At 40.9% G+C, this 16,395-nt stretch carries 17 protein-coding genes and 1 other annotated feature; of the genes, 16 read left to right on the top strand and 1 reads right to left on the bottom strand.

Going from position 1 to position 16,395, the window contains the following annotated elements; genetic code table 11:
- Positions 1 to 189: 189 nt before the first annotated feature.
- The 11 genes from sigE (at position 190) to PBAT_RS11450 (ending at position 10,781) form a co-directional block, all read left to right on the top strand.
- Positions 190 to 912, top strand: a complete 723-nt coding sequence (gene sigE, locus PBAT_RS11505; protein WP_068649664.1) for an RNA polymerase sporulation sigma factor SigE — start codon at positions 190 to 192, stop codon at positions 910 to 912.
- 166 nt (positions 913 to 1,078) lie between these two features.
- The gene (sigG, locus tag PBAT_RS11500; protein WP_068649602.1) at positions 1,079 to 1,861 is read left to right on the top strand and encodes an RNA polymerase sporulation sigma factor SigG; all 783 of its coding nucleotides are present in this window, start codon (positions 1,079 to 1,081) and stop codon (positions 1,859 to 1,861) included.
- A gap of 241 nt (positions 1,862 to 2,102) precedes the next feature.
- Positions 2,103 to 2,432 (top strand): YlmC/YmxH family sporulation protein, encoded by a 330-nt coding sequence (locus PBAT_RS11490; RefSeq protein WP_068649599.1) that lies wholly within the window; start codon positions 2,103 to 2,105, stop codon positions 2,430 to 2,432.
- Between the two features lie 78 nt (positions 2,433 to 2,510).
- A complete protein-coding gene (gene pgeF, locus PBAT_RS11485; protein WP_068649598.1) occupies positions 2,511 to 3,356 on the top strand; it encodes a peptidoglycan editing factor PgeF in 846 nt (281 codons plus the stop codon).
- 11 nt (positions 3,357 to 3,367) lie between these two features.
- Positions 3,368 to 4,057: a YggS family pyridoxal phosphate-dependent enzyme gene (locus PBAT_RS11480; RefSeq protein ID WP_068649597.1), complete on the top strand. Its 690-nt coding sequence runs from the start codon at positions 3,368 to 3,370 to the stop codon at positions 4,055 to 4,057.
- Between the two features lie 2 nt (positions 4,058 to 4,059).
- On the top strand, positions 4,060 to 4,503 hold the full coding sequence (locus PBAT_RS11475) for a cell division protein SepF (RefSeq protein ID WP_068649596.1): 444 nt from the start codon (positions 4,060 to 4,062) through the stop codon (positions 4,501 to 4,503).
- 34 nt (positions 4,504 to 4,537) lie between these two features.
- Positions 4,538 to 4,780: a YggT family protein gene (locus tag PBAT_RS11470; protein WP_068649662.1), complete on the top strand. Its 243-nt coding sequence runs from the start codon at positions 4,538 to 4,540 to the stop codon at positions 4,778 to 4,780.
- A gap of 6 nt (positions 4,781 to 4,786) precedes the next feature.
- Positions 4,787 to 5,572, top strand: coding sequence for a YlmH family RNA-binding protein (locus PBAT_RS11465; protein ID WP_068649595.1), 786 nt, complete (start codon positions 4,787 to 4,789; stop codon positions 5,570 to 5,572).
- Between the two features lie 100 nt (positions 5,573 to 5,672).
- The gene (locus PBAT_RS11460) at positions 5,673 to 6,158 is read left to right on the top strand and encodes a DivIVA domain-containing protein (protein ID WP_068590685.1); all 486 of its coding nucleotides are present in this window, start codon (positions 5,673 to 5,675) and stop codon (positions 6,156 to 6,158) included.
- Positions 6,159 to 6,220: 62 nt separating this feature from the next.
- Positions 6,221 to 6,490, top strand: a binding site (T-box leader).
- Between the two features lie 735 nt (positions 6,491 to 7,225).
- Positions 7,226 to 10,315 carry an isoleucine--tRNA ligase gene (gene ileS, locus PBAT_RS11455; protein ID WP_068649592.1) on the top strand — a complete coding sequence of 1,030 codons (3,090 nt, stop codon included), beginning with the start codon at positions 7,226 to 7,228 and terminating at the stop codon, positions 10,313 to 10,315.
- A gap of 139 nt (positions 10,316 to 10,454) precedes the next feature.
- A complete protein-coding gene (locus PBAT_RS11450) occupies positions 10,455 to 10,781 on the top strand; it encodes a DUF5665 domain-containing protein (protein ID WP_246168276.1) in 327 nt (108 codons plus the stop codon).
- Positions 10,782 to 10,791: 10 nt separating this feature from the next.
- On the opposite strand, the gene PBAT_RS11445 is transcribed toward PBAT_RS11450, so the two are convergent.
- Complete coding sequence (locus tag PBAT_RS11445; RefSeq protein ID WP_068649590.1) at positions 10,792 to 11,520, bottom strand: TraR/DksA C4-type zinc finger protein; 729 nt, start codon at positions 11,518 to 11,520, stop codon at positions 10,792 to 10,794.
- A 239-nt stretch (positions 11,521 to 11,759) separates the two neighbouring features.
- On the opposite strand from PBAT_RS11445, the gene lspA reads away from it, so the two are divergent.
- From lspA to PBAT_RS11420, 5 genes are all read left to right on the top strand, one after another.
- Complete coding sequence (gene lspA / locus PBAT_RS11440; RefSeq protein WP_068599790.1) at positions 11,760 to 12,251, top strand: signal peptidase II; 492 nt, start codon at positions 11,760 to 11,762, stop codon at positions 12,249 to 12,251.
- A 26-nt stretch (positions 12,252 to 12,277) separates the two neighbouring features.
- A complete protein-coding gene (locus PBAT_RS11435) occupies positions 12,278 to 13,204 on the top strand; it encodes an RluA family pseudouridine synthase (protein WP_068649658.1) in 927 nt (308 codons plus the stop codon).
- Between the two features lie 92 nt (positions 13,205 to 13,296).
- The gene (locus PBAT_RS11430; RefSeq protein ID WP_068649588.1) at positions 13,297 to 14,550 is read left to right on the top strand and encodes an LL-diaminopimelate aminotransferase; all 1,254 of its coding nucleotides are present in this window, start codon (positions 13,297 to 13,299) and stop codon (positions 14,548 to 14,550) included.
- Between the two features lie 310 nt (positions 14,551 to 14,860).
- Complete coding sequence (pyrR, locus tag PBAT_RS11425; protein ID WP_068649586.1) at positions 14,861 to 15,445, top strand: bifunctional pyr operon transcriptional regulator/uracil phosphoribosyltransferase PyrR; 585 nt, start codon at positions 14,861 to 14,863, stop codon at positions 15,443 to 15,445.
- Positions 15,442 to 16,353 carry an aspartate carbamoyltransferase catalytic subunit gene (locus tag PBAT_RS11420; RefSeq protein ID WP_068649581.1) on the top strand — a complete coding sequence of 304 codons (912 nt, stop codon included), beginning with the start codon at positions 15,442 to 15,444 and terminating at the stop codon, positions 16,351 to 16,353. The genes pyrR and PBAT_RS11420 overlap by 4 nt, the downstream gene beginning before the upstream one ends.
- Positions 16,354 to 16,395: the final 42 nt, after the last annotated feature.

Raw genomic sequence — 16,395 nt, 5'->3', positions numbered from 1 at the left:
CTCCCGCTGGCTTATATCCTTCGGAAACTCAAGTTAATGATTGAAAAGATATTTTTGCGGTACATCGATGGTAGTTTGCTTCAGAAAACATATGATGATGCTTACGATGCTAGTTTTCTTACAGAAAACTCAAAGATGATGCTTACGATGCTAGTTTTCTTACAGAAAACTCTTAGGAGGAAAGAATTCATGTTGGTTAAATGGAAATTAGTAGTACAAATTCAATATTATCGTGCGCTCTACTTATTCGGACTTAAAAGTGAAGAAATATACTACATAGGAGGTAGTGAAGCTCTTCCCCCACCTCTAACACGAGAGGAAGAAGAGTACTTACTGCAAAGGCTGTCCACTGGTGACTCAGCTATCCGGGCAATGTTGATTGAACGTAACTTGAGATTGGTCGTCTATATCGCACGTAAATTTGAGAATACAGGTATCAATATTGAAGATTTGGTATCGATTGGAGCTATCGGCCTGATAAAGGCTGTTAATACATTTGATCCTGAGAAAAAAATAAAATTAGCTACGTATGCTTCTCGTTGTATTGAGAATGAGATACTAATGTATTTGCGTCGAAATAATAAAATTCGAAGTGAAGTGTCATTTGATGAACCTTTAAATATTGATTGGGATGGAAATGAACTATTACTTTCTGATGTGCTAGGTACAGAGAATGATACGATTTATCGTAATATTGAAGAGCAAGTAGACCGAAAATTATTGCATAAAGCACTTGATAAATTGACAGAACGAGAGCGGACCATTATGGAACTAAGATTCGGACTACAGGATGGAGAAGAGAAGACGCAAAAAGATGTAGCGGATATGTTGGGGATTTCTCAGTCCTATATCTCTCGATTGGAGAAGAGAATTATCAAACGACTACGTAAGGAATTTAATAAGATGGTGTAGTAGATAGATTGAACTAAATTTTGCAACCACAATTCCTTCATTCTGAAGAGACCCATGGATAAGGGGTTCGTATTTAGTTCTTCTATATAGATTTATCGAGTAGGAATAAATTGAGCCTCTGGGGAGATAATGTACATTAATGTTTCTTCTTGGGAGGTAAATCATCATGACCCGAAACAAAGTTGAAATCTGTGGGGTAGATACTGCCAAACTTCCCGTACTAACAAATGTGGAAATGCGGGAATTGTTCCATGCCCTTCAGCAAAATAATGAACGTTCAGCTAGGGAAAAATTAGTAAATGGAAATCTAAGGTTGGTACTGAGTGTGATTCAACGTTTTAACAATCGGGGGGAATTTGTCGACGATTTGTTTCAGGTAGGCTGTATCGGACTAATGAAGGCTATTGATAATTTTGATTTAGGGCAAAATGTTAAATTCTCAACGTATGCGGTACCCATGATTATTGGGGAAATTCGACGGTATTTGCGGGATAACAATCCTATAAGAGTATCACGCTCTTTACGTGACATAGCATATAAAGCACTTCAAGTCCGTGACTCCTTAACGAATCAGAATTGCAGAGAACCGACTATTTTTGAAATTTCTGCCGCACTTAATGTTCCTAAGGAAGATGTAGTGTTCGCTTTGGATGCCATTCAGGATCCAGTATCGTTATTCGAACCGATTTACCATGATGGTGGTGACCCTATTTATGTGATGGATCAGATTAGTGACGATAAGAACAAAGATGTTTCATGGATTGAAGAGATTGCATTAAGAGAAGCTATGCACAGATTAGGACAACGGGAAAAAATGATCCTTTCCATGCGCTTTTTTGAAGGTAAAACTCAGATGGAAGTAGCAGACGAAATTGGCATCTCTCAAGCCCAAGTATCTAGGTTGGAGAAATCAGCCATTCAACAAATGCAGAAATATGTTAAAGCTTAAATGAATGTCCATGAATCATATAGAAGCGGCTAAAGTGTCTTTCTTGAAAAATGGGACTCGTTTTAAATAATATAAGGAATGGAGTATCAAGTGAAACATATATTTTCTTATATTTTAAAATAGCTCCAAAGAGCGATCCTAATGGGATCGCTTTTTTTTTGGCTTTCTCATAATAAAATGACATTTCGCCCAGACCCCACATATATTAAATATATAACTATATTTATGAAGGTGTGAAGCTATGATTCCAGATAAGAAAATGGTGGGGATGATGATGAAAATCTCCGATTTTCAAACCAAGGATGTTATTAATATTGTAGATGGCAAAAGATTGGGGCAAATCAGCGATTTAGAGCTTGACCTACGGCAGGGTAGAATTGAAGCGATTGTCGTGCCTAGCTATAGTAGATTCATGGGTTTATTTGGTGGTCGCAGTGATCTTATTATTCCCTGGAATAATATTGTGAAGATAGGGTCGGATGTCGTTTTGGTGAAAATGGAGGAAGTTAAGGCTGTAGAACAAGAAAAGGATATGGATCGGTTGGATCGAATTGATCGTCGATCGTATTAACCGTTACCTTTCGCAAGCATCTCTTTAGTTGCCGTAAGCAAACTAGAAATATGTTACACTGGAATAGAGGTGAAATGAATGGAACCATTTGTAGTGAATAATCGTAAAGATGAGGACCCGGCTTTGTTTCTGCTAGCACCATGGACCTCTTTCGATAAAATAACCGTAGGATTTACAGGACGACATGGAGGAACTAGTAAATCCCCTTATGAAAGTCTGAACTGTGCTTTTCATGTAGATGATGACCCGGGTGATGTAATAATTAATCGCCATAGAATAGTTGAGACATTAGGTTTCCCTTATCAAGCATGGACGTGTGGTGAACAGGTTCATAGTAATCACGTGGAGATCGTTCACCTTGAAGATCAAGGTCGTGGTAATATGGATCAATCATCTGCATTTCAGAATACGGATGGGCTACTCACGAATATCCCAGGCGTTCTCTTAACTTCTTTTTATGCAGATTGCGTGCCGTTATATTTCTATGATCCCATTAAGCAAGTCATTGGGCTTGCCCATGCGGGCTGGAAAGGGACGGTATCAAGAATAGCCTCAACCATGGTAGATAAGATGGTCCATGAGTATGGTAGTGATGCTCATGACATACGTGCTGCTATTGGCCCTTCGATTGGATCATGCTGTTATGAGGTAGACGATAAGGTGATGTTATCGGTATACGATTTAGAAAAAGATGTCTTGGGTAATAATACGTATTCCACTTCATGGTATCTGAAAAAGAACAACGGCAAAAGTATGCTAAACTTGAAAGAAATGAATCGACAGATTATGATGAAAGCAGGAATAATGCCGAGTCATATCGAATGTACAACATATTGTACAAGCTGCCGCAATGATTTGTTCTTCTCTTATCGTAAAGATGGAGGAACGACAGGACGTATGGCAAGTTGGTTAGGCTTAAAGTGAGGTGGGTTTTTTTGACATTTAAAGATCGGATTAATGATGTAGAAACTCGCATAAATGATGCTTGCATAAGAAGTGGTAGATCTAGAGAAGATGTACATGTCGTTGCTGTTACCAAGTATGTTTCATTGGAGATGACAGCTGAAGTTCTGAATCAAGGCCTCATTCATGTGGGTGAGAATCGCTGGCAGAATGCTGAAGAGAAGTGGAATGCATTAGGCAACCAAGGGGTTTGGCATTTCATCGGGCATCTTCAGACGAACAAGGTGAAGGATATCATCGATAAGTTCCATTATATTCACTCACTGGATCGTCTTTCACTAGCCCAAATGCTAGAGAGTAAGGCGAAATCCTTAGGATTAGTCGTGCAGGTGTTTGTTCAAGTTAATATTTCAGGCGAAGATTCTAAATATGGTCTAGCACCTGAGAAAGTGGTATCTTTTCTCGAAGAGATTAAGGGATTCGATCATATTAAAGTCATTGGATTGATGACTATGGCTCCATTTGAGGGGCATCCTGAAGATACACGGCCGATATTCCGAGCATTAAGGGAATTGAGAGATGAACTTAACCGGCAGTCCCTTACACGCGAACCTATCACAGAATTATCAATGGGGATGTCGAACGATTTCGAAGTCGCGATTGAAGAAGGATCTACTTGGGTACGTTTAGGATCTATTCTAGTGGGGAAAGAGGAGGGCTAAAGATGGGTGTCATGAATCGTTTTATGAACTTTATGGGTTTACAGGAAGAAGAAGAGGTTACTGAGCGGGAGCCTCTTGCAGTTGAGGAAGAGGAGTATGCGACAACGAATACTGAGCCACGTAAGAATCAAAGAAGTAATGTCGTTAGCATTCACTCACAGAAAAATGTTAAAGTAGTATTAGCTGAGCCACGTTCATATGATGAAGCACAGGAAATTGCTGATCATTTGCGTTCCCATCGTACAGTTGTAATGAATTTGCAACGTGTCCGTAATGATCAAGCCTTTCGTATTATCGATTTTGTCAGTGGAACGGTGTATGCTTTAAGTGGAAGTATTTCGAAAATTGGTGGTAACATATTTCTATGCACCCCAGATACAGTTGAAATCCAAGGTAATATCTCTGAGATTTTAGCTGAAGAACTAGAATATAATAGAATGAGGTGAGCCTACTTTGTACCAGCTTGATCGAATTATCACAATGATTTTCGAAATTTACTTTTATATGATTGTAATTTATGTATTAATGTCTTGGCTTCCAAACTTACGTGAGAATTTCATAGGTGAGTTCTTGACTAAGTTGGTTGAACCGTATTTATCTGTGTTCCGTCGATTTATTCCACCCATTATGGGAATGCTTGATATTTCTCCAATTATTGCATTGTTCGTATTGCAATTTGTCCAATCTGGATTGAAATTTGTTATCCACTCGATATTTTTCTAGGGGTTTATGATGCGACTGGATATACTTGATCATTTTCACCCAGATGAACGCGAGTTTGTGGACAGAGCTTGGGAATGGGTCGTTAATGCTGGCGAATATCATGAAGTGAAACTAACGGATTTTCTGGATCCTAGGCAATCTTTTATACTGCAGACATTAGTTAATCGACATCCTGATGTACATATTCGATTAAGCGGTGGTTATGTTGAAGCTGAAAGGTGCCGCGCTATTATTGCACCTGATTATCGTGATATAGACAACGAAAATATGGGAATGGCTGTACTAAGTATCTACTCAGGTGATCAGAAATTTCTTCAACTCGATCATGGTGACTACATGGGTTCCATTCTTAATCTGGGTATTAAACGGAGTAAGATAGGTGATATCCATGTATTGGAAGATGGTTGTCATGCGGTCGTTGGAGAAGATATTGCATCATACCTTCATATGCAACTTAATCAAGTGCACCGTGTTCATGTACAGAGTGAGGTTTTACCGCTAGAATCATTGCGGACAAGTAAAGTCTCTCTTGATACGATGGACCTTACGGTCGCTTCGTTACGTCTTGATGGCATTTGTGCAGATGTATACCGACTTAGTCGTAGTAAAATTCTAGTGCCGATTAAAGCTGGACGATGTCGGGTCAATTGGAAAGTAGAAGAGAATCCCTCCTCATCTTTAAAAGAAGGAGATATCGTTTCTCTTCAAACCTTCGGTCGTTTCAAGGTGATAGAGGCCGGAGAAATGACGAAAAAGGGACGGTACCGTGTTAAAATCGGAAAATTTATGTGAATACATTGCAGGAAGTGAGTACTTCTTGTCGAATTGAGTTATCCAAGGTCAATTAATGGATTCAGTTTTTTGAACCGAAATTTTCAGGAGGTGCGCATCCATGCCATTAACACCATTGGACATACATAACAAAGAATTTGCCCGCAGAATTCGCGGTTATGATGAAGATGAAGTGAATGAATTCTTGGATCAAGTGATAAAGGACTATGAGGGTGTCATTCGGGAGAATAAAGAATTACAGAACCAAATGTTTACTCTTCAAGAAAGATTAGATCATTTCATTAATATTGAGGATTCTCTTTCCAAGACAATTATTGTAGCCCAAGAAGCTGCTGATGATGTGAAAAGTAATGCAAAGAAAGAATCTCAATTAATCATTAAAGAATCCGAGAAGAATGCGGACCGGATTATCAATGAAGCTTTATCTAAATCACGGAAAATTTCGATGGAAATCGAAGAGTTGAAGAAGCAGGCATCTATTTATCGGACCCGTTTCCGTAGTCTCGTTGAAGCTCAATTAGAGTTACTTAGCATGGATGGATGGGAAACATTGGAGAGCCGTGAAGAAGCGAAGGAAGTCTATTAGGCCTTAGTCGGGTTGACTTTTTCTGCGAAAGAAGCTATAACTATAGTCACAATCTGATTTTATTGAATTTGATGATGGGAAAAGTACCATAAGGAACTGTTCTTCAGAGAGTTGGTATAATGCTGAAAGCCAACGTACAGACCTTTAGTGGAAGATCCTCCCGGAGAAGTGAAGCTGAAACGTCCTTGACGCGTGTAAGCTAAGCCGGTCTGCCGAACGTTATATCGGCTCCATGCTTTTAATATCCGCATGGACTTGAGATGTCGCTTATGAAGTGTTTTATTTATAAGCGAAATTAGGGTGGTAACGCGAGCTAAAGTCTCGTCCCTTTGGGGATGGGGCTTTTTTTGCGTGCCGATCCCCCTAAATCCCCCTTGATAAGGGGGACCCCAGAGGGCCTGCCCTCTGGACTCCTGAAAGTTTGGTGGAGGGAGTTAGTGTGCGGATAGAAGGTATGCTATAGGCGGAGCGGTTCTTCCTCGACTCCCCTTCGGGATCATCTTGGTCACCTTTCATGCGAAGGGTGCTTAGCCGGCTTCGCTCCTCGTTATGCACTATCAAATGAGGGCCTACGATGCGTCTGAGATAATTGAGGGTTGGTGGAAGTCCCGATCCTCGACTCCCTGCGGGTACGTCTTCGGGGTCCTTCCACCACGGCGAGGTAGCTGGACTTGGTGCAGTCAAGAGAAGAATGAGGGCCTACGATGCGTCTGAGATAATTGAGGGTTGGTGGAAGTCCCGATCCTCGACTCCCCTGCGGGTACGTCTTCGGGATCCTTCCGCCACGGGATAGTAGTTAGAGTTGGTGCAGATCGACTGATGTATGAGGGAATGCTACAAACGAAGTAGCTCTAGCAGGTAGCGGGCCATATATTTAATTTGCGAAGGCAAAGTAAGTATATGGCGATAAGCGAGGATACGCTCCCAAAAGAACTAATCACAGACTTTGTAAGTTAATCGACGAAATTTTGGGTGTCCAGAGGGCTAGCCCTTGGGATCCCCCTTACAAAGGGGGACTTAGGGGGGATGGCTCCTCGGCCCTGACATATTGAAAGGAATGATCATTGATGAATAGAGTAGATGTTAAAGAGAAAGCACGCGCTAGAGACCAGCGTATTCTGAAGAAATGGAAAGATGAGAATACGTTCAGTAAGTCCATGGTGAATCGTGAAGATAAACCGAATTTTGTATTTTATGAGGGGCCACCGACTGCGAATGGCAAGCCGCATATCGGTCACGTCCTTGGACGCGTAATCAAGGATTTCATCGGCCGTTATCAGACGATGAAAGGGTATCATGTCGTACGTAAGGCTGGGTGGGATACACATGGTCTACCTGTAGAGCTAGGGGTGCAGAAGCAGCTAGGAATCACGCATAAGCAAGAGATCGAAGAGTATGGTGTAGAAGCTTTTATCAAGAAGTGTAAAGAAAGTGTATTTGTTTATGAACAACAGTGGCGGGATCTTACTGAAGCGATTGGTTATTGGACAGATCTCGATAATCCATACATCACATTAGATAACAAATATATTGAGAGTGTGTGGAACATTCTAGCTACGGTACATGATAAGGATCTTCTATATCGTGGTCACCGGGTGAGTCCGTATTGCCCGGATTGCCAAACAACGCTTAGTTCTCATGAAGTAGCACAAGGTTATAAGGACGTTAAAGATTTGAGTGCTACAGCTAAGTTTAAGTTGCATGACAGCGGTGAATATGTTCTTGCATGGACTACAACACCTTGGACATTGCCTGGACACGTAGCGCTTGCTGTGAATCCAGATATTGAATATGCACGAGTAAAGCAAGAAGACGGCGTATATATCGTTGCTAAGAAATTAGTGGAAGATGTAATCAATGGTGAGCATGAGGTTATTGGCACTTTGAAAGGTTCTGATTTGGTAGGTAAGACTTATGACCCTCCGTTTAATTACACCCAATTAGAGAAATCTAATATCATTGTTGGTGCGAAATACGTTACGGATTCTAGTGGTACAGGTATTGTGCACATGGCTGCTGCTCACGGTGAAGATGACTATAGAGTATGTAAAGAAAATGGTATCACTTATGTGAACGTTGTGAACCTACAGGGTTGTTACGTTGATGAAGTCACAGATTTAGCGGGACGATTTGTTAAAGACTGTGATGTAGATATTATCAAGATGCTCTCAGAGAGCGGTATGTTATACAGTAAACTTAAATATGAACATAGTTATCCATTCTGCTGGCGTTGTGATACGCCGTTACTTTATTACGCAATGGATAGTTGGTTTATTAAGACAACAGCTATCAAGGATCAATTGATTGCTAATAATAATGAAGTTGAGTGGTTCCCTGGCCATGTACGTGAAGGTCGTTTCGGTAAGTTCCTAGAGGAACTAGTGGATTGGAACATTAGCCGTGATCGCTATTGGGGTACGCCATTGAATATCTGGGTATGTGAAGAGACGGGAGAACAGTTCGCACCTCACAGTATTGCGGAACTTAGAGCTCGTGCGATTGGGGATGTACCTGAGAACTTGGAACTGCATAAACCGTATGTAGATGACGTTAAAGTTCAGAGTTCATGCGGTAAATATATCATGACTCGTACACCTGAAGTGATCGATGTATGGTTTGATAGTGGTTCCATGCCATTTGCACAACAACATTATCCTTTCGAGAATCAGGAAACGTTCGAAGCACAGTATCCTGCTGATATGATCTGTGAAGGGATTGATCAGACGCGTGGTTGGTTCTACAGTTTATTAGCTGTATCCACTATGTTGACTGGGAAAGCTCCATATAAAGCAGTTATGGCGACAGGACACGTTCTTGATGAACAAGGGCAGAAGATGTCTAAATCCAAGGGAAATGTTATTGATCCGTGGGATATCATTGAAGAGTATGGTACAGATGCTTTCCGTTGGGCGTTATTGTCAGATAGTGCACCTTGGAATAGCAAACGTTTCTCCAAAGGAATTGTAGGAGAAGCGAAGTCTAAGATGGTTGATACGTTAGTGAACACACATGCATTCTTAACTCTTTACGCTAGTATTGATGGATATAATCCGGCGGAACATCCGTTCCAACCATCGAATCACAAGCTTGATCGTTGGATTGTATCTCGCTTGAATAGCGTAATTAAGACGGTTGATAAAGCATTAGCTGTTAATGATTTCTTGAATGCTGCGAAAGCGATTGAAGATTTCATCGATGAACTTAGTAACTGGTATATCCGTCGTTCACGCGATCGTTTCTGGGGAAGTGGCCTTACAGAAGATAAGCTTGATGCATACCGTACATTGACTGAAGTCTTAATCACGACGGCTAAGCTTATTGCACCATTCACTCCAATGCTGGCTGAAGATATTTACCTAAACTTAAGTGGTGGAGAAAGTGTTCACCTAGATGATTATCCACAAGTAAATGAATCACTTATTGATGAGTCGCTTGAACAAGATATGGAGACTGCACGTCGTGTTGTAGAACTCGCACGGAACGTTCGTAATGAGACGGGTATTAAGACACGTCAGCCGTTGTCTGAATTGATTGTATCTATTGATCGTAATTTCGATCTACCTGGGTACGAGGATATTATCAAAGAAGAAATCAACGTCAAGAATATCCATACACAAAACGATGATAGTGGATTGGTTAACTTCACATTGAAACTTAATTTAAAGGTTGGCGGAAAGAAATACGGTAAGAATGTAGGTTTCTTACAGAACTTCTTTAAAGAAATGACTTCCGAAGAGACACGTAAAGCTGTGGAAAGTGGTATTCTTAATGTCGTGTCACCTGAGGGAGAAGAGTTGCAGATTACACCAGAGGAATTGTTGATCGATAAACATGCTAAATCTGGGTTCGCTTCTGCTTCGGGCTATACCATTACAGTGGCACTTAATACCGAAATTACGCCTGAGTTGGAACAGGAAGGCTGGGTTCGTGAGGTTATCCGTGCAGTTCAAGATTATCGTAAAAAGCTTGATCTTCCGATTGAGAAACGAGTGATCTTAACACTAGATGTTTCAGATGAGTTGAAAGTTGCGATTACAGCATTTGATCATGTACTACGTGAAAATGTATTAGTGAATGAAGTATTGTATGGGGTAATAGAACCGATGGAACAAATAGAGATTGCGGGGAATCCAGTAGGAATCCATATCGCAGATTAATACAATGCTTTTTGGAACATAATAGAAATAATTAAAGAAGAAACGAGCCTTAAGCCGAACAATCGGGATGAATTAATCCCGGAATAGGCTAGGGCTCGTTTCTTCTTATCATGAGTGAGTTCCAAAAGGAGTAGAAGATATGGCGCAAGGTAACAACGACGATTCAAGAATACAAAAAGACGTCTCGGAAGATAATCATACGCTGTTAGTCAAGATGGCACAGCAACTAGAGAAATCGCGAATTCAAGAATACACACAATTGTTACATCGACCTTGGCGCTTAATTTGGCTTAATATACTATCGGGCACTGCACGCGGCGTAGGAATTGCCATAGGTTTCACCTTTTTTGCGGCTACCATCATTTATTTCTTACAAGTTCTTGGGGCATTGAACTTACCCATCATTGGAGATTACATTGCAGATATTGTGCGTATCGTGCAACGTCAACTTGAGCTGGATTATTGATGTGACGCCATTACATTAAGGGGTCATCTTCAAGTGAATTAACGCCTTCTCCTTTTTCCATGTATGTCTGGTAGTGGCGATTGCGAATAATCCCTATGGGATTCCCTTCAATATCTGCAGCTAGAAAGCTTTCTAGAGGTTCGACGCAACCTTCTATTTCTTCATCAGCCTCAATGGCCATTTCATTATAGCTTTCGATATTGTTCCCTTCAGCCATAGCTGGGGAATTAGATGTACCCCATCGTTCTAAGGTTTGCCAAGTATCTTCTCCATCGAATCCATTCTGATCATCACGTTCATCTAGGCTAGTTCGACCAAATGGTGGCATGAGGAGTTCTTCTTCTACAGGACGATCATTGGAAACGACCTGTCTTGGAGAATGATCTTTACAGAAACCTGTTGCAGGAACGGCTTCTAGACGTTCATAAGAAATAGCTTGATCACAAATGCTACACCGACCATAAGTCCCGTTGGCAATCCGAGCAAGTGACGTTTCAACTCTTTCCAATTGTAAGGCATCATGTTCAAGAAGAGAGATATCCATCTCACGGTAATAAAGGTCGGTTGCAACGTCTGCCGGATGGTTATCAATATTAGACAGTTCACCTGTTGAATCACGCATAGACTCTTCAAGACCATGATGATCGTTTTCTTTGGTACGGTGTGTAATGTCTTCGCGTTCAAGCTCCAACTGACGACGTAGATGATTAATTTGTGATGATGATAGTGATTGTGTCATTTTGAGGCTCCTTTCTAGTGCTAAGGGAGAATCACATTTTACTCTCTTGCTATATAGTGTGCGTATTTGCATGGTTTTACATAAGGGAAATGTTCTCGGCTTTGGCCCTTTATGGACGATTTTGGACAGCCTGTGCTACAATGGACGAGTCTATAATACGTAGTTATTACCATTCACTTACCATTCGATAATGATAAAGTGAGTCAATGGAAATCATAAGATTGGAGTGACATGTTACTGTGATATACTACATAATTGCGTTCGTTGCTTTTTTGGTGGATCAAGGAACTAAATATTTGATTGCCAGCCGGATGGTATTGACTGAACAAATACCGGTGATTGGCAATTTTTTTCTGATAACCTCACATCGGAATCGCGGTGCAGCCTTTGGGATTCTTGAGAATCAAAGATGGTTTTTTATTATCGTTACGACTATTGTGGTTATCGGAATCATTTGGTACTTACAAAAAGTGATGAAAACGAATAACAAATTATTACCTCTTGCACTTAGCTTAGTACTTGGTGGGGCAATTGGGAATTTCATTGATCGTATCTTGACCGGTGAAGTGGTGGATTTCCTACAATTTAATTTCGGAAGTTATGAATTCCCAATATTTAATGTTGCGGATTCGTGCATTGTTATTGGTGTTGGACTTATTATTTTGGACTCATTGCTTGATATGAAAAGAAATCCAGTTAATCCGAATACGGAAGGAAATGAAGAAACGTGAATGACATCGAGACGCACGGAGAAGATATGACAGAAGAATTAGAGGTACGTGAGTGGACCGTTGAAGAGAGCTCTGCAAAAGAGCGAATTGATAAGTATATAACTGAAATGTGGCCAGAAGAGATTTCGCGTTCTCAGGTTCAACTATGGATTACAGGTGAACACGTTAAGGTGAACGGAAGTAACGTAAAATCCAATTACAAACTTTCTGTTGGGGACCGCGTTGAGGTTATTGTTCCTGAACTTGTGTCGGTTGAAATTGTGGCAGATAATATTCCTCTTGAGGTTGTATATGAAGATCAAGATCTTATTGTTGTGAATAAGCCAAGAGGGATGGTGGTACATCCAGCACCAGGCCATTCTTCAGGAACGTTAGTTAATGCTTTGATGTACCATTGTAAAGATCTATCTGGTATTAACGGTGAGTTACGTCCTGGTATTGTGCATCGCATCGATAAAGACACCTCTGGCCTCATTATGGCTGCGAAGAATGATAAGGCGCATGCTTCTCTTGCAGCGCAGTTGAAGGAGCACTCCGTGACTCGGCGTTATATTGCACTTGTGCATGGTAGTGTTAGTCACGATCAAGGAACGGTGGATGCACCTATTGGGCGAGATACGGCTGATCGTAAAATGTACACGGTTAAGGAAAAGAACAGTAAGCATGCTGTAACTCATTTTACCGTGCAAGAACGTCTACGGGATTATACACTGCTAGAACTTCAACTTGAGACAGGGCGGACACATCAGATTCGAGTGCATATGAAGTTTATAGGCCATCCATTGGTTGGTGATCCTATCTATGGACGTAATAAGGGACTTAAATTAAAAGGTCAGGCGCTTCATGCGGCCGTATTAGGCTTCATACATCCAACGAGAGGCGAGTATATGGAGTTCAAAGCGTGTATACCAGAAGAACTGGAAGAACTACTTATAGGTCTACGCAGTCGCTAAAAGTACAAATGATAAGAACATTAGTCCATGGCATAAAGCCATGGATTTCTTCATATTTAGGAGAGAGATTACCTACATAGGAGATGAAATAAATGAGCATAGAACAATATCAAGAAACGTATATTCAATCTAATTTTGCAGACAGAATCGGTGGAGCAAATTACGGTAAAGACACAGCTATATATAAATTTGAGAAAATTAAGCGCGCGAAGGCAGCTGCTCAGAAAGATTTCCCAGAGATTGAGCTAATTGACATGGGCGTTGGAGAACCAGACGAAATGGCGGACGCTGGAATCGTGGCCAAGCTAGCTGAAGAAGCGGCTAAACCAGAGAACAGAGGGTATGCTGATAATGGTATAGCTGTATTCAAGGAAGCTGCAGCGAAATATTTGAAAGAAGTATTCCGTGTGGATGGAATAGATCCAGTAAATGAAGTTGTCCATTCTATTGGTTCAAAGCCAGCACTTGCGATGTTGCCATCTTGCTTCATCAATCCTGGCGATATCACGATTATGACAGTACCAGGATATCCTGTGCTTGGAACGCATACCAAGTATTTGGGTGGGGAAGTTTTCACCATCGAGTTGAAAAAAGAGAATCAGTTCTTACCGAATTTAAACGAAATTCCTGAAGATATTGCCCGTCGTGCGAAGTTATTGTATCTGAATTATCCGAATAACCCAACAGGTGCTAGTGCAACTGTAGAATTCTTTACTGAAGTGGTAGCGTGGGCTAAGAAATTCGATGTCGTTGTTATTCATGATGCACCTTATGCGGCTTTAACTTATGATGGTATGAAACCACTTAGTTTCTTGTCTATTCCGGGTGCTAAGGATGTAGGTGTAGAGCTACACTCGCTTTCTAAATCATATAACATGACAGGATGGCGTATTGGATTTGTTGCTGGAAACCCATTGATTGTGAAAGCATTCAGTGATGTGAAAGACAACAATGATTCAGGTCAGTTTATTGCTATTCAAAAAGCTGCTGTATACGCTTTGTCTCATCCAGAAATCACGGAAGATATTGCTCTTAAATATTCCCGTCGTCATAACTTATTGGTAGACGTTCTGAATGAACTAGGTTTTACGGCTGAGAAACCTAAAGGCTCCTTCTTTCTTTATGTAGAAGCTCCAAAAGGGGTTAAGGGAGGACAACGATTTGCATCAGGAGAAGATTTCTCTCAATTTCTTATTCGTGAGAAGCTAATTTCTACTGTACCATGGGATGATGCAGGGCATTTCGTTCGTTTCTCAGTAACGTTCATTGCAAATGGTGAAGAACAAGAGAAGCTTGTTATTAGTGAAATTAAACGCCGCTTAAGTGATGTGGAATTTGAATTTTAATAAAAAGGTATCTGCCTAGGGCAGGTACCTTTTTCCATCTTGTGCATAGTTGACATCATGAATCGCTTTATGTCATAATTCTTGTAGAAGAATAGCACCTTTAATTCAGTCCCGTGAGACTGGCAAGGTTACGTGAACCGAGGTTCACTGCATGACACTCGTATGTTTTGGTACGAGTTGTGATGTGGCGCCTCTCATTCATCGAATTGTCGAATGAATGACTAGTGAACTCCTTGCCTATGGGCAAGGAGTTTTTTTTGTTAAGTCGCGGGATATTATGAAGAAATTCCTTAAAGAGGAGCAATGAATAATGATTAAAGAAGTGCACGTTATTATGGATGAGACAGCTATACGTAGGGCCTTAAACAGAATTGCACATGAAATTCTAGAAAGAAATAAAGGCATAGAAGATTGCATTCTTATCGGAATTCGGAGGCGGGGTGTTTACTTGGCTCAGAGAATTGCTGAAAGAATTCAGGAAATTGAAGGTACGCCTATCGTATGTGGTGAGCTGGATGTAACTGCCTATCGTGATGACCGATTAGAAGAACGAACCCTTATTTTTGAAGACGGAGATCTTGCTGTGAACCAATTGAAAAACAGCTTGGGAAATGTAAGTATACATGATAAAAAAATTATATTGTTCGATGATGTTCTTTTTACGGGGCGAACAATTCGTGCAGCAATGGATGCCCTGATGGATTGCGGACGACCACGTATGATTCAGCTAGCGGTTCTAGCAGATCGCGGACATCGAGAGTTGCCTATACGACCGGATTATATAGGAAAGAATGTACCTACTTCTAATCAGGAACAAATTGAAGTAGCGCTAATGGAGTTAGATGGTAAAGATGAAGTCACCATCTTGCAATACAGGGAGGAGAGAAATTCATGACGACAGCAATTAACTTGAAGGATCGTAGCCTACTTGGCTTAAAAGACATAAGTCGAAATGAAATTGAGTCGATTCTAGACAGAGCGGCCTACTGGGAATCGCAGTCTGAGAAAGTTATCCCAATTCTAAGTTCGCAGTTTGTAGCTAATATGTTTTTTGAGAATAGTACCAGAACAAGATTCTCATTTGAAATGGCTGAGAAACGACTGGGAGCTGAGGTGCTGAATTTTGCAGCAGCAGCTTCTAGTGTGGAGAAGGGCGAGTCCATCTACGATACGGTAAGAACGCTTGAATCCATGGGCATTGATGCAGGAGTCATTCGGATGAAACCTGATGGAGTACTACAGAATTTGGCTGAGACAATCAAGGTTCCTTTGATTAATGCTGGTGATGGTAATAATGAGCACCCTACACAAGCATTACTAGATTTATACACCATGCGGAAGAATTTTGGAGAATTAAAAGGTCTGAAGGTATCTATTATCGGAGATATTCGACATAGTCGTGTTGCGCGTTCGAACTTGTGGGCATTGCAGAAATTTGGAGCTCAGGTCAGCTTCTGTGCACCTGAAAGTATGGCAGCTCCTGAACTTGAACAATATGCTCCATATGTATCCATGGATGAGGCAGTACAGTCTGATGTCGTTATGATGTTGCGTGTTCAGTTGGAACGTCATGCAACTGGGATACTGAAATCAGGAAATGAATACAGAGAACAGTATGGTTTGACAGAGGCAAGGGCGTCCAAGTTATCCAAGAATACAATGATTATGCATCCGGCACCGGTTAATAGGAATGTAGAGATTGATGATGTTGTTGTAGAAAGTGCTCAGTCATTTATCTTCCCACAAATGAGTAATGGTGTGCCTATTAGAATGGCAGTCATGGAACGAGCATTAAGAAGGTAAGAACTAATATAAATAGACATAAACACATTTATTAATAAATAT

The sequence above is a fragment of the Paenibacillus antarcticus genome, assembly GCF_001637225.1.
GTDB lineage: Bacteria > Bacillota > Bacilli > Paenibacillales > Paenibacillaceae > Paenibacillus_AQ > Paenibacillus_AQ antarcticus.
Note: the sequence above shows the minus strand (reverse complement) of the source record. Positions and strands in the feature narration are given on the sequence as shown.

Coding starts and splice junctions, on each gene's coding strand:
- ileS (WP_068649592.1), top strand. CDS start 7,226: ATGAATAGAGTAGATGTTAAAGAGAAAGCACGCGCTAGAGACCAGCGT.
- pgeF (WP_068649598.1), top strand. CDS start 2,511: ATGGAACCATTTGTAGTGAATAATCGTAAAGATGAGGACCCGGCTTTG.
- PBAT_RS11430 (WP_068649588.1), top strand. CDS start 13,297: ATGAGCATAGAACAATATCAAGAAACGTATATTCAATCTAATTTTGCA.
- PBAT_RS11470 (WP_068649662.1), top strand. CDS start 4,538: ATGATTTTCGAAATTTACTTTTATATGATTGTAATTTATGTATTAATG.
- PBAT_RS11420 (WP_068649581.1), top strand. CDS start 15,442: ATGACGACAGCAATTAACTTGAAGGATCGTAGCCTACTTGGCTTAAAA.
- PBAT_RS11465 (WP_068649595.1), top strand. CDS start 4,787: ATGATGCGACTGGATATACTTGATCATTTTCACCCAGATGAACGCGAG.
- PBAT_RS11435 (WP_068649658.1), top strand. CDS start 12,278: ATGACAGAAGAATTAGAGGTACGTGAGTGGACCGTTGAAGAGAGCTCT.
- sigG (WP_068649602.1), top strand. CDS start 1,079: ATGACCCGAAACAAAGTTGAAATCTGTGGGGTAGATACTGCCAAACTT.
- PBAT_RS11475 (WP_068649596.1), top strand. CDS start 4,060: ATGGGTGTCATGAATCGTTTTATGAACTTTATGGGTTTACAGGAAGAA.
- PBAT_RS11490 (WP_068649599.1), top strand. CDS start 2,103: ATGATTCCAGATAAGAAAATGGTGGGGATGATGATGAAAATCTCCGAT.
- PBAT_RS11460 (WP_068590685.1), top strand. CDS start 5,673: ATGCCATTAACACCATTGGACATACATAACAAAGAATTTGCCCGCAGA.
- PBAT_RS11445 (WP_068649590.1), bottom strand. CDS start 11,520: ATGACACAATCACTATCATCATCACAAATTAATCATCTACGTCGTCAG.
- PBAT_RS11450 (WP_246168276.1), top strand. CDS start 10,455: ATGGCGCAAGGTAACAACGACGATTCAAGAATACAAAAAGACGTCTCG.
- sigE (WP_068649664.1), top strand. CDS start 190: ATGTTGGTTAAATGGAAATTAGTAGTACAAATTCAATATTATCGTGCG.
- pyrR (WP_068649586.1), top strand. CDS start 14,861: ATGATTAAAGAAGTGCACGTTATTATGGATGAGACAGCTATACGTAGG.